Source organism: Paraburkholderia sp. GAS334 (assembly GCF_050436625.1).
Lineage (GTDB): Bacteria > Pseudomonadota > Gammaproteobacteria > Burkholderiales > Burkholderiaceae > Paraburkholderia.
This window is the reverse complement of record NZ_JBNDMO010000001.1, coordinates 551043-563889: the sequence shown is the minus strand read 5'-3', so window position 1 is coordinate 563889 and position 12847 is coordinate 551043. Positions and strand designations below refer to the sequence as shown.

Here is a 12847-nt window from a genome sequence, read left to right as displayed (position 1 = left end):
GTAAGCGGTCGTTGCTGTTGACGATGCCGGATCGCGCACGCGTATTGCGTGCGAAGGCTTCCGTTTGGCGCGTGCATCTGCGAACATAGCCGCCCTTCTTCCTCACGCGGCGCGGATATCGATGGCATCAAGCAAGGCACATCACGCTACGGGCTGGGCTGCCGGCCTCATTGCTGCAGCGCTCGTCGCTCACGCGCATGCGAGCGGTCCGTATTACCTGTGGACGTTCCTCGCGTTCACTGGCGGTGTTGCCGGCGGCACGGCGCCGGACTGGCTCGAAGTCGCGTGGTGGTCGCGCTCGCGGCGGCTCTGGATCACGCACCGCACGATCACGCATTGGGGCATCGGCTGGCTCGCGCTGCTCGCGTGGTCGTATCACCTGCTCGGGCATCGCATGTTCGCGGCTCCGCTATTCGGATTCGCGTGCGGCGGCCTCATGCATCTGCTCGCCGACTGGCCCAATCCGCTCGGCGTGCCATGGATCGCCGGGCGTCATTCGCTTAACTGGTGGAACAGCGGCCGCTGCGATCTGCTGGTCGTCGGCGCGGCGTGGCTCGCGGCGTGGGTTGTTGCCGGCCATGTGTGGTGGCATGGCGGGCATGGGATGTTGATGTTGCCGCGGAGGTGGTTGGGGTAGCCCGAAGGGCCGCCCCGTCACAACAGATTTCCGTCTTACACCTAAACCACATTCTTCTCCACGATCGGCCGGTTCTCCAGCACACGCGTGAAGCTGAGCGACGACAGATCGAGCGACGTGTATCTGCCGTGCAGGATCAGTTCACTGATGCCACGCCCCGTCGCGGGCCCTTGCTGCAGACCGTGGCCGCTGAAGCCATTCGCGAAGATGCAGTTATCGACGTCAGGGTGATAGCCGATAATCGCGTTCTGGTCGAACACGTTGTACTCGTAATAGCCGGACCAGCAGTTCTGCACGCGCAGTGCTTCGAACTGCGGCACGCGATGCGCGAGCGTCGGCCAGATCACTTCATCGAAGAGCGCGTGATCGACCTCATCAAGCGGAAGATCGTCGGGATCATTGTCCGCCGAAGGTGAAGTGCCGCAGATGAACGACTTCCCTTCCGGACGGAAATACACGCCCGTCGGATCGATCAGCAGCGGACAGTGCTCCAGTTGCGCCGGTGAACTCACATTGAAAATGCTGCGACGTCGCGCGAAAACGGGAATATCGATGCCGACCATCGCCGCGACCTTGCGCGACCATGCGCCCGCCGCATTCACGACTACGTCGCAGGCGTACGTTTCGCCGCTCGATGTGACGACTTCCGTCACGCGTTTTCCGTCCCGGCGCATCGCCGTGACTTCCGCCGCGACGTAGCGCGCGCCCAGCGCCTGCGCTTTCTTGCGCAACGCCTGCACGAGGCCGTAGCCGTCGAACCAGCCTTCGCCGGTTTCGCCGTAAGCGCCCGCGGCAAGATCATCCGTATTCAGCCACGGGAAACGCGTCTGTAGCGCGTCGCGATCAAGCAGACTGATGTTCGCGCCGAGACTCTGCTGCAACGCGTGATTCTCACGCAGCGTTCCGACGCCCGCACGCGTCGCGAGAAACAGATAGCCGCCTTCGTGCAGATCGATCGACGGCTTCGCGCCGTCGATGCAGAGCCGCTCGCCGATTGAACGCAGGAACTCGATGCCATAGAGCGACATCTGGATCGAAAGCGGCGTGGAAAACTGCTGACGGATCGAAGCCGCCGACAACGCCGACGACGAGCGCGCATACGTCGGATCGCGCTCGATCACCGTGACGTCGACCGTTGGATCGGAAGCACGCAGAAAGTACGCAATCGAACTGCCAATGACGCCACCGCCGACGACCACGACTCTCGAAATCACATCTCACTCCACGATAAGCCTGCGTGCCGGACGCGCGCCAGCGCCCGGGCGTTCACATCACCTGCACAGCCAGCGCGACCTGTCGACGCTCAGCCGATGTTGAAGTCGATACCCTGCGCGAGCGGCAGTGCCGACGAGTAGTTCACCGTGTTCGTCGCGCGACGCATGTAAGCCTTCCACGCGTCCGAGCCCGACTCACGGCCGCCGCCTGTTTCCTTTTCGCCGCCGAACGCGCCGCCGATTTCCGCGCCGCTCGGTCCGATGTTGACGTTCGCGATACCGCAGTCGCTGCCGGCATCCGACACGAACCGTTCCGCTTCGCGCAGATCGGTCGTGAACACGCACGACGACAGGCCATGCATCGCCGCATTGTTCGCTTTGACGGCTTCAGCGAAATCCTTGTAGCGCAGCACGTACAGGATCGGCGCGAAGGTTTCCTTCAGCACGACCGCCGTTTGCGACGGCATTTCGACCAGCGCCGGGCGCACGTAATAGCCGTTCTCGAAACCCTTCACGTCGACGCGCTCGCCGCCCGTCACCTTGCCGCCTTCGCTTGCCGCCTGCTGCAGCGCTTCCTGCATGCGCGCGAACGACTGTTTGTCGATCAGGGGCCCCATCAGCGTGCCCTTTTCGAGCGGATTGCCGATCGGCACCTTCGCGTAAAGCTGCTTCAGACGTTCTACGGTCTGCTCGTACACGCTCTCATGCACGAAGAGACGCCGCAGCGACGTGCAGCGCTGACCCGCCGTGCCGACCGCCGAGAACAGGATGCCGCGCAGCGCCAGTTCCTGATCGGCCGTCTGCGCGACGATGCCCGCGTTGTTGCCGCCGAGTTCGAGCAGCGAGCGGCCGAAGCGTTTCGCGACTTCGACGCCGACCGTGCGGCCCATTTCCGTGCTGCCTGTCGCGCTGACCACCGACGCGCGCGGATCGGCCACGAGCTTCGCGCCCACTTCGCGCCCACCGTTGATCACGGCGGTGAGCCCGGCGGGCGCGTCGCCGAATTCCTTCAGCGCTTCGGCCAGGATCTGGTTGACAGCGAGCGCCGTCAGCGGCGTTTTCTCCGACGGCTTCCAGATCACGGCGTTGCCGCACACGAGCGCGAGCGCCGCGTTCCACGACCACACGGCCGCCGGGAAATTGAAAGCCGAGATCACGACGCAGGTACCCATCGGATGCCACGACTCGGCCATCCGGTGGCCCGGACGCTCCGATGCGATCGTCAGACCATACAGCTGACGCGACAGGCCGACCGCGAAGTCGCAGATGTCGATCATTTCCTGCACTTCGCCGAGGCCTTCCTGGAGGATCTTGCCCGTCTCGAGCGTGATGATGCTGCCGAGCGCCTGCTTCTTCTCACGCAGACGGTTGCCGAGCAGGCGCACCAGTTCGCCGCGACGCGGCGCCGGCACATCGCGCCATGCAGTAAAGGCCTGCTTCGCATTGGCAAGGGCGGTGTCGACTTCGGCGGTGGTGTTGCTGGCCACGCGCCCGATCAGGTCGCCGGTGATCGGCGAATGCACGGCGATGTCACCGGTTTCAGCCAGATGGGTAATGCCGAGGTCGGCGAGGATGGTCGAAGCGTTCATGGCATGAATCCTTTGATTTCCAATACGAAACAAAAGTAAGTTCGGAAACTATACACGCCGGATTTTATGCCGGCAACCCCGGGTACGCCCGAGCCAGCCATAGCCACGAGCACGCGGAGGTTCTCCGTCAGCGCGCCCTTTTCCGGGCACGATCGCCTGGAGCCACCCGCCCGCCCGGATGCCCGGCCTGCCTGTGTGCATTGTGTTTCTTATAGGAAAACACCCATCCAGGTCGCGTGACACACAGCAGGTCGCCTTCCAGAACCCATGTCGCAGCCACGTTCAGCCATTCGCATTGCTTGAACACAGTGTGTCTCCTGTGAGGCCAGGCGCGACTTCATCGAGTCGCGCACGACGCGCTTTATATCACCGTCCTGTGCCTTGCACGACGAAGCCTAATGCGCCGCACGCACCGCCTCATCGGCAACAGCGAGCCGTGAAGCCATCACCTTCACGACGAAACGATGAAACTGCTGCGCCGTGACGGGATCGTTCTGCTCGAGCGTGCGCAATGCAGCGAGCGAAAGCCGCCGCACACGCGCAGTCCCTTCGGCGAATACATCCGCACTGCGCGCCTTTTGCGTGTACACCGCCATTTCACCGACGATCGTCCCAGGCCCGAACGAGCGCAGACGTATGGAGCGGCCATCCGCGAGCGGCAACGAAACCGTCACCCGTCCGCGTTCGACGAGATACATCGCATCGCCCGCCTCGCCGCGACGGAACAGCGCCTGCCCCGCTTCGAGATCGCGCACTTCGAGACAGGCCATCAGCGTATCGAGCGCCTGCGGCGAAAAGTGCGGCGCGAGCGTCGCTTCGAAATCATCGCCGCCGCTCGTCAGTTCGTGTGCATGCGTGGATAGCAATCGTCCTTCGACCCATTCGAGGCCCGCGTCCAGCGTCGCGAACTGATGAATCCGCAGGTTCAGCGTGCCTGTTTTCGCGAGCAGATCATGCGAGCGCGCGGGCAACGCGGTCAGCACGAGATCCGCATTGTTCGACGCGCACATCTGCCTCAACTTCACGAAGCTGATCGATACCGATGCATCCATGCCGTTGGTCGCGGCAAAATCGAGCACGACAAAGCGGACCGATGCTACGCCGCGCGCCGCGAGCCGCTCACGCATGCGCTGCAAAATCGAGTTCGCCGTACCGAAGAACAGAAACCCTTGCAGACACGCGCCGCACACCTGCGGACCGAGTTCGTGCAGGCGCTGCGTTGCCTCGATGCTGCGCTCGACGTTCGACGTCCGCGTACTCGCATCAAATTCCATGCGCACACAACTGACGCGGCCGTACAGCAGCGCAAACATCACGCAGGCCGCGATCACGCCCACCACGACGCCCGCAACCACACCATAAAACGCCACCACGCCGAGAATGACCGGCACGAGCAGATACTCGTGCCAGTTGAGCCGGCCATACGCGATGAAAAGCCACTGGATCAATAGCCGCAGCCCCATGAAAAACTGCAGGCCGACGAGAACGGGCACTGGAAAGAGCGCAACGAGATCCGGCGAAATGGCGAGTACAACAAGACATGCGAGCGAAGCGGATACGCCGGCCATGCGGCTCGTCGCACCGGCGCGCACATTCAGCAGTGAGCGGTTGAACGACTGATAGCCGACCATGCCGCCGAGCATCCCGCTCGCGATATTCGCGATACCCGCTGCGCGCATCTCGCGGTTCAGGTCGACGTCCTCGCCGGTTTCCGCACCGAGCGCAGTCGAATTCATCAGGATCGTGATCGCCGATACCGACGTCACGACCAGCGTCTCGGGCAGATGTGCGCCGATCGCCGACCAGTCGATCGCGCCGTGCGCCAGCGACGCACCCAGATGCAGTTCAGGAAGCTGGATCGCGTGCAGCGGCACATGCGGCAGCAGCAGGCCCGTTTGCCGCGCGTCGTCGATCGATACGCCCGCAACGTGCAGCAGCAGATAGAAAAGCGCGATGCCGAAGGCGAGCGTGAGCGGCAACACAGCCGCGTGATTCCATAGACGCCACAGAATGGTCAAGAGTCCGCCGACAATCACCGCCGGCACCCACGCAAGCCAGTGAAGATGCATGAGCAGCGCGGATAACGTGTTCCATTGCGGCGCCTCGCCGGTCATCACCCGAAACGCACCGGCAAGCAGCAGGTAGCCTGTGCCGGCAAGAAAGCCACCCATCACCGGATAGGGCAGGAACTGCAGCGAGCGGCTGCGCTTCGACGAACCAATGGCATAGAGAATGATGCCGGTCACAACTGAACACAGCGCGATCGCGATCAGCACCGTCAGCAGGATCGTGCTCGGCGAGCCGCCATTGGCGCGCACGCTGCTCGCCACACCGGCCGCGACGCCGACGAGAAACGCCGTCGCGTTGCTATCGGGGCCGCCGATGTTCGCCCGCATTGAACTGGTGAGCGCGATCACGAGTGCCGTGACCACGCAGCTGACGAGCGCAGTGGGCACGCCCAGTTCGGCGTAACGCGCGAGATCGGCGCTGAAGATCATCGTGCCGAGGCTCATCGCGTAGCAGAGCATGACCAGTGTCGACACGGCGCCGGCCGTCAGATCACCGATCAGTCCCGCGACGCGCGGGCGGCCGCGTGCATCCGTGGCGGAAGCGGTTGTGCCTGACTTCACGGGCGCTCTCCCGATGACTGCGGGTCGACTCCTGGCCCGACGAGTATCCGCCGCTGCGCTGGAACGTGTCAATTTGCCGGCGCGCTTCACATACCTGCTTAAAAGTGCCCGACGTAGACTAGACTGTGACAGACCTCCCCGCTTCTCCCCGCATCTCCCTGCACCGGAAGGCGGGCGCAGGCCGCTTTTAACTCCGCTTTCAACTCCGCTTCAGGCGACGGCGATGGATATCGGTCAGTGGCTCGATGCATTAGGGCTTGGGCAATACGCAAGCGCGTTTGCCGGGAACGATATCGATCTGTCGATGCTGCCGCAACTTACCGACGCGGACCTGAAGGAGCTTGGCGTGCTCTCGTTAGGGCATCGCAAGCGCATGCTGGCGGCGATTGCCGGAAACGGCGCCGCGACCGCCGCGGCACCTGTTGCACAGTCTGCACCGTCTGCACCACCCGCATCGGTCGCGCCTTCGGGCGAACGCCGTCAGGTGACGATTCTTTTCGCAGACCTGTGCGGCTTTACCGCCCTCTCGCAAACACTCGACCCCGAAGAACTCCGCGAACTGACCGGGCGTTATACGGCGCTCGTCGACGGTATCGTGCTCGGCTATGGCGGCACGATCGACAAGCACATCGGCGATGCCGTGATGGCCATCTTCGGCGCGCCGCGCGCGCACGATACCGATCCGTTACGCGCTGCCCGGGCCGCACTCGACATCCATGAAGCGCTTGCGGGGTTCAGTGAAAAAACGCCGCGTCCATTGCAGGCGCATGTTGGCATCGCCAGCGGCGAGGTGGTCGCGGGCACGCTCGAACGCGCGGACGCACAGGACTACACCGTGCTTGGCGATTCGGTGAATCTCGCCGCGCGCCTCGTCGCTGCCGCCGGCCCCGGCGAAACCCTGCTCTCCGACAGTGTGCAGCGCACCCTCGGCGGCTGCGTGTCGACCGACGCCGTCGGCGAGCGGCACTTCAAGGGCATCGATGCGCCGGTGCGCGTATGGCGCCTGCTCGGCATCGCCGCTGACGCAACAGCGGCAAGCCGCACTCAATTCGTCGGGCGTAAGGCGGAGCTGGAGCAGTTCCGCAGCATCACTCACGCGTGCGTCGATCAGCGCGCGGGACAGATCATCTACGTGCGCGGCGATGCGGGCATCGGCAAAACGCGTCTCGTCGACGAGATGCGCCGGTTCGCGGCGGCACAGGGCTTCGGTATCCACCGCGGCCTCGTGCTCGACTTCGGCATGGGCAAGGAGCAAGGGCCGGTGCGTGCGATCGTGGGCAGCCTGCTTGGACTCGTGCCCGCATCGAGCCTGAATGACCGCACTGAAGTGATCGCGCATGCCGTTTCCTCCGGCGTCATCGAACCCGCGCAACGGGTGTTTCTTCACGACATGCTCGATGTCCCTCAGGCGGGTGAATGGCGCACGCTGTATGACGCGATGGACAACGCCGCGCGCACCCGGGGCCAGCGCGCGGTCGTGACGACGCTGACCGCGCATACGTGCCAGCGCGAGCCGACGATGATCGTCGTCGAGGATATTCATTGGGCCGATCCGCAGATGCCCAGCTATCTGTCCGCGTTCGCGACAGCCATCGCGAACGGACCGGGCCTGCTCGTGATGACATCACGCGCCGAAGGCGATCCGCTCGATGCCGCGTGGCGGGCGAGTTGTCGCGGCACGCCGCTCGTCACGATCGATCTCGGTCCGCTGCGCGGCGATGAAGCGTTAAGTCTCGCCGGTAGTTTCATCGATGCGACACAGCGGATCGCGCTCGCCTGCATCGATCGCGCGGGCGGCAATCCGCTCTTTCTCGAACAGTTGTTGCGCAATGCAGAGGAAGGCAGCGGCGAAGCGGTGCCCGCGACAATCCAGAGTCTTGTGCTCGCGCGCATGGACCGGCTCGCGCCACTCGACAGGCAGGCTTTTCAGGCGGCCGCCGTGATCGGCCAGCGCTTCGATCTCGCGCTGCTGCGCAGGCTCATCGATGCGCCCGACTATGTCTGCGACGGCCTCGTCGCCAATGCGCTCGTGCTACCCGAGGGCGACGATTACCTCTTCGCCCATGCGCTCATTCAGGAAGGCGCGTATTCGACGTCGTTGCGCGCACGCCGCCGCGAGCTGCATCAGCGCGCCGCCGAATGGTTCGCGACGAGCGATCCGGTCTTGCATGCGCAGCATCTCGACCGCGCCGGCGACGATCGTGCGCCGCGCGCGCTGCTCGAAGCCGCGATTGCGCAACGCGCCGCGTATCTCGCCGATTCGGCGCTACGTCTCGTCGAGCGCGGCCTCGTCATCGCGCAGAGAGAGACCGACAGGCATGCGCTCATTTGTTTGAAAGGGGAATTGCAGCGCGACCTTGGCGACATCGGCGGATCGATCGCGACGTATCGCGCGGCCGTGGCTGCCGCGCCGGACGAAGCGAGCCTGTGCGAATCGCAGCTTGGACTCGCGGAAGGACTGCGGGTCAACGAAGGCCTCACCGAAGCCCTCGCCCTGACCGACGCCGCCGGGCAGATTGCCGGGCGGCTCGATCTGGTGCCCGAACTGGCGCGCCTCTATCACCTGCGCGGCAACATTTTCTTTCCGCTCGGCCGGATCGACGAATGCCGCGCCGGACACGAACAGGGGCTGGCGTATGCACGTCGCTCGGGCTCGCCGGAAGCGGAGGCGCGCGCGCTCGGCGGCCTGGCCGATGCAGCGTATGCGCAGGGCCACATGCGCACGGCGTTCGATCACTTCAGCCGCTGCGTGGCGCTGGCCCGCGAACACGGTTATGGACGCATCGAAGTCGCGCATCGCTCGATGGTGGGATTCAGCCGCGTCTACCTGAACGAAGCTCGGCTTGCGCTCGAAGACGGCGCCGCTGCGGCGCGCGTTGCGGCGCTCGTCGGGCAGCCAAGAGCGGAGATGCTCGGCGAGACCATGGGTGTGTTTGCGAGCTACGAACTGGGCGACATCCCGACGATGCAGATCCATCTCGCACGTGGCATGCAACTCGCACATCAACTGGGCGCGCGCCGCTTCGAGGCGCAGTCGCTGGAGATGCAGGCACGCGGGCTGCTCGATGAAGGAAAGCGCCACGAAGCCATTGAAATGCTACGCGAAGCGCTGGCGATCTCGCGCGAGGTCGGCACGCAGTTCACCGGCCCGAAGATTCTCGGCGCACTGAGCCGCGCAGTCGAGGACGATGCAGAGCGCGCGCAATGGCTTGCCGAAGGCATGGACCTGCTTAAGCGCGGCGCGGTGGGCCACAATCATCTGTGGTTCTATCGCGACGCGATCGAAGCCACGTTGTGCGCAGGTGACGCAGCAGGCACGTTGCGCTACGTCGCAGCCATCGAGCACTACACGCGCGCCGAACCGCTGCCATGGGCCGATCTGTTCGCCGCGCGCGGGCGCGTGCTTGCCGGCGTGCTGCAAGGGCACAAGGATGACGCCACACGTCGCGAACTCGCCCGGGTTCGCTACGCGCTGATTGAAGCGGGCTACGACCGTTACCTGAAAGCTGTGGACGTCGCCCTCACCGCCTTCGATACCTTCGACACCTTCGACCCTTAAGCGCGCTTTAACGCTCGCCATCCGGGAGGAGCCATGCGAAAGCAGTTTGTCAGCGGCCTTTGTGCAGGCGTGGCCAGTCTGCTGATGTTGCCGGGTGTTTCGTCTGCGCAGCCGGTTGAGGCGTATACGAATAGTCCGGTGTATCTGTTTGCGGGTCCGGGGCAGGACTATCCGGTCGTCGCCCAGCTGGAGGACAGCGTGCCCGTGCAGGTGATGGGCTGCGTCAGCGGCTATTCGTGGTGCGACGTCGCGGTGTCGGACCTGCGCGGCTGGGTCTACGGCGCGAGTCTCAGCTATCCGTATCAGGGCAGCGACGTGCCCGTGATGACGTATGGCCCCTCGATCGGCGTGCCGATCGTCACGTTCGGGATTGGCACGTACTGGGGCCGCTACTACCGCGATCGTCCGTGGTATCACGACGAGCCGCGATGGGAGCGCCGGCCGCCTTCGCAGTATGGCAGGCCACCCGGCTATGGCGGTCACCCGCCGGGGCCGCCGCCCGGACACGGCGGGCCACCGCAGGAGCAAGGCGGACCACCACCCGGGCACGGAGGACCGCCGCCCGGGCAAGGGGGCCCGCCACCGGGGCACGGAGGACCGCCACCGGGGCAAGCGGGGCCGCCACCGGGGCACGGAGGCCCGCCGCTAGGGCAAGCGGGGCCGCCACCGGGGCACGGAGGCCCGCCGCCCGGGCAAGGCGGCGGGGGCCACCCTCCGGGACCGCCGCCAGGGGCCCCGCAAGGTGGCGTGCGCCCGCTCCCAGGACCACCACCGGGGCAAGGTGGTGGCGGCGCTCATCCGTCCGGACCGTCGCCTTCGCATGGCGGCGGATCCAGCAACAGCACCCAGCCCACGCCCCACTAAGGAAACGATGCAACCCGACGCTCCCGCATCGCGCGGGAGCGCCCACTGGCCGCACCGTTCAACCGGAATCAGATAAACCGGGAAAGAGACCGGACCCGTCTTTCTCTTCCACGTCCGAGAGGTTGTATTCGGCGCGAACTGCCTTGAGCACCGAATCGATATCGCGTTCGTAACCGATCGCGCCGCCGAAGTGTTTCATGGTCCAGTTGCAGCCGGACGCGTCGGGTTCGGTCTTCTGCGGACGCGGCACGCGAATCTTCACGCCGTCCTCGACAATTTCATGAATGCGATGAATGCGCCGGCTGACCTCAGTCTGCAACCGGGACGCATTGAGCGTCTTGCGTATCACGACCCCCTCCTTCCTTAAATCTCACTGAACCTGAACTGCGCAAACGCGCCTGGCAGAAACACAACAGGCCATCGACGCCAGCAGCACATTGCAGACGTTCTACGACGCGGGCCTCGATGCGTATCGCGGCGATCGTGACGCCTCGCAAACCGACATCGGCAAAGTCATGCACGCCGACCCTGAGAACCCTTACTATCGCTGGTTCGTCGGCGGCCCGGGCTGACCTGGTATAAAGGACCGCCGCACGGGTGCCAATACCGCTACGATACGGTACGCACCGCACGGCTCGCGCAAACAGGCGCGGCGCAACTAACCTGTTCAGGAGGGTAACTTGAACCAACGCGATCCGATAGACATTGCCCGAACCCTGCTTGTAATCGTCGTCCTGATTGCACTGACGGTCGGCAGTCTTTATGTTCTTAGCCCGTTCATTCCGGGCCTTATCTGGGCGACCACGATCGTGGTCGCCACCTGGCCGTTGATGCTTGCTGTGCAGCGACGCTGCGGCAACCGCCGGTGGATTGCGACCACGTTCATGCTGCTCTGCCTGCTGATCGTGATCGTGGTGCCGTTGTATGAGGCGATCTCGACGCTCGCGTTGCATGGCAGCGAGATCATGGCCGCCATCAAGAGCCTGCCCAGTTACGCGTTGCCCCCGCCGCCCGGCTGGGTCGAAAGCATTCCGGTGATTGGCGCGCGCATTGGGAGTGAATGGCAGACCCTGTCGGATGCGGGCCCGGGCGGCCTGCTCGCGAAAGTCGAGCCTTATGTCAGCATCGGCGCACGCTGGATGCTCGGTCATGCGGCCGTCGTCGGCGTGTTCGTGATTCACATGTTCATCACGATCATCATCGCCGGCATTCTCTACACGAACGGTGAGAAGGCAGCCGCGTTCATGACGCGCTTTGCCAGCCGCATCGCTGCACAGCGCGGCGAAGGCGCGATCAAGCTCGCCGCCCTCGCCGTGCGCGCCGTGGCGCTCGGCATTGTGGTGACAGCGGTCACGCAGTCCGCGCTCGGCGGCATTGGCTTATGGGTGGCGGGTGTGCCCGGTGCGGGCATCCTGACGGCCGTGATGCTGATGCTGTGTCTCGCGCAGATCGGGCCGCTGCTGCCGCTGCTCGGCTCTGTCGCGTGGCTCTTTTTCCACTCGTCGCATCTGGTCGCGATCCTGCTGCTCATCTGGTCGATCATGATCGCGATGCTCGACAACGTGCTGCGCCCGATGCTCATCAAGCGCGGCGTGAACCTGTCGATGCTGCTGATCCTGTCAGGCGTGCTGGGTGGGATGTTCGCGTTCGGCATCGTCGGGCTCTTTATGGGACCGGTGATACTGGCCGTCACGTCGACGCTGCTCAACGCATGGATCAACGAAAAGGCGGTGCCGCCCGGCATTCAGGGCGCCGACGATCCGGCACACGTCAAAGGGGAAATTTAAGGGCAAATCTGGCGTGTGACAGGCGCGAGCCTGTCACCGCCGATGTGACGATGAGCCTTACGCGTAGCGAAGGTTTTCGTCCTTGATCTCAGGCGAAGCGGCGATCGCCGCTTCGAGCTTCCTGCGCAGTTCGTCGGCGTGGCGGATGCCCGGCAGGCGCCGCATCGGACGCCGTCCGTCGCCCGTATCGAGCACGATCGAACCGGTGCCGAACGCACGTTGCCACCGCGGATAAACTACCGTCACGCTGCGAATGCGCGACAGTTCGAGACTCGACACACGACGTTCGAAAATGCCCTGCGTCCACGTAATCCGCTCGGTATCGATGACGATCTCTGTGGATGCAGTCTTGAGAAACGGCAACGCGACGCCGATCATGATCGCCGCCGCCTGCACCAGCACGAGAGACCACTGGAATGGAAAATCACCCGACACAAAAAGATCGATCGCGCCCACCAGCGCCATGACAACACCGCCCTTCAGAAAGGCCGGGATATTAATGACCTGTGAAGGCGTGCCGTGGTAAATCACCTGCCTCGCCATCGCCTCTTCCTCTTAAATCCCTTG

Annotated in this window: 10 protein-coding genes; 5 read left to right on the top strand and 5 right to left on the bottom strand. The window is 64.5% G+C overall.

The features are described 5' to 3' along the window. Positions 1 to 121 precede the first annotated feature (121 nt). A complete protein-coding gene (locus P3T21_RS02525) occupies positions 122 to 637 on the top strand; it encodes a metal-dependent hydrolase (protein WP_429254337.1) in 516 nt (171 codons plus the stop codon). A gap of 41 nt (positions 638 to 678) precedes the next feature. Here P3T21_RS02525 and P3T21_RS02520 read toward each other — a convergent pair whose 3' ends face one another. The 3 genes from P3T21_RS02520 to P3T21_RS02510 form a co-directional block, all read right to left on the bottom strand. Continuing rightward, positions 679 to 1851 (bottom strand): NAD(P)/FAD-dependent oxidoreductase, encoded by a 1173-nt coding sequence (locus P3T21_RS02520; protein ID WP_429254336.1) that lies wholly within the window; start codon positions 1849 to 1851, stop codon positions 679 to 681. An 89-nt stretch (positions 1852 to 1940) separates the two neighbouring features. Next, the gene (amaB, locus tag P3T21_RS02515; RefSeq protein WP_429254335.1) at positions 1941 to 3440 is read right to left on the bottom strand and encodes an L-piperidine-6-carboxylate dehydrogenase; all 1500 of its coding nucleotides are present in this window, start codon (positions 3438 to 3440) and stop codon (positions 1941 to 1943) included. 395 nt (positions 3441 to 3835) lie between these two features. Continuing rightward, positions 3836 to 6070, bottom strand: a complete 2235-nt coding sequence (locus P3T21_RS02510; RefSeq protein WP_429254334.1) for a SulP family inorganic anion transporter — start codon at positions 6068 to 6070, stop codon at positions 3836 to 3838. Positions 6071 to 6293: 223 nt separating this feature from the next. Between P3T21_RS02510 and P3T21_RS02505 the strand changes: the two genes are divergently transcribed. Further along, positions 6294 to 9629, top strand: coding sequence for an adenylate/guanylate cyclase domain-containing protein (locus tag P3T21_RS02505; protein ID WP_429254333.1), 3336 nt, complete (start codon positions 6294 to 6296; stop codon positions 9627 to 9629). A 33-nt stretch (positions 9630 to 9662) separates the two neighbouring features. Then, on the top strand, positions 9663 to 10493 hold the full coding sequence (locus P3T21_RS02500; protein WP_429254332.1) for an SH3 domain-containing protein: 831 nt from the start codon (positions 9663 to 9665) through the stop codon (positions 10491 to 10493). Positions 10494 to 10551: 58 nt separating this feature from the next. Here P3T21_RS02500 and P3T21_RS02495 read toward each other — a convergent pair whose 3' ends face one another. Beyond that, positions 10552 to 10842: a hypothetical protein gene (locus tag P3T21_RS02495; RefSeq protein ID WP_429254331.1), complete on the bottom strand. Its 291-nt coding sequence runs from the start codon at positions 10840 to 10842 to the stop codon at positions 10552 to 10554. A gap of 88 nt (positions 10843 to 10930) precedes the next feature. On the opposite strand from P3T21_RS02495, the gene P3T21_RS02490 reads away from it, so the two are divergent. Both P3T21_RS02490 and ydiK read left to right on the top strand, forming a co-directional pair. After that, a complete protein-coding gene (locus tag P3T21_RS02490; RefSeq protein WP_429254330.1) occupies positions 10931 to 11065 on the top strand; it encodes a hypothetical protein in 135 nt (44 codons plus the stop codon). Between the two features lie 108 nt (positions 11066 to 11173). Further along, complete coding sequence (gene ydiK, locus P3T21_RS02485) at positions 11174 to 12280, top strand: AI-2E family transporter YdiK (RefSeq protein ID WP_429254329.1); 1107 nt, start codon at positions 11174 to 11176, stop codon at positions 12278 to 12280. 57 nt (positions 12281 to 12337) lie between these two features. Here ydiK and P3T21_RS02480 read toward each other — a convergent pair whose 3' ends face one another. After that, complete coding sequence (locus P3T21_RS02480; protein ID WP_429254328.1) at positions 12338 to 12823, bottom strand: PH domain-containing protein; 486 nt, start codon at positions 12821 to 12823, stop codon at positions 12338 to 12340. Positions 12824 to 12847: the final 24 nt, after the last annotated feature.

Excerpts from the sequence above, each read along its gene's own strand:
- P3T21_RS02505 (WP_429254333.1), top strand. The coding sequence starts at position 6,294 with ATGGATATCGGTCAGTGGCTCGATGCATTAGGGCTTGGGCAATACGCA.
- P3T21_RS02480 (WP_429254328.1), bottom strand. The coding sequence starts at position 12,823 with ATGGCGAGGCAGGTGATTTACCACGGCACGCCTTCACAGGTCATTAAT.
- amaB (WP_429254335.1), bottom strand. The coding sequence starts at position 3,440 with ATGAACGCTTCGACCATCCTCGCCGACCTCGGCATTACCCATCTGGCT.
- P3T21_RS02500 (WP_429254332.1), top strand. The coding sequence starts at position 9,663 with ATGCGAAAGCAGTTTGTCAGCGGCCTTTGTGCAGGCGTGGCCAGTCTG.
- P3T21_RS02525 (WP_429254337.1), top strand. The coding sequence starts at position 122 with ATGGCATCAAGCAAGGCACATCACGCTACGGGCTGGGCTGCCGGCCTC.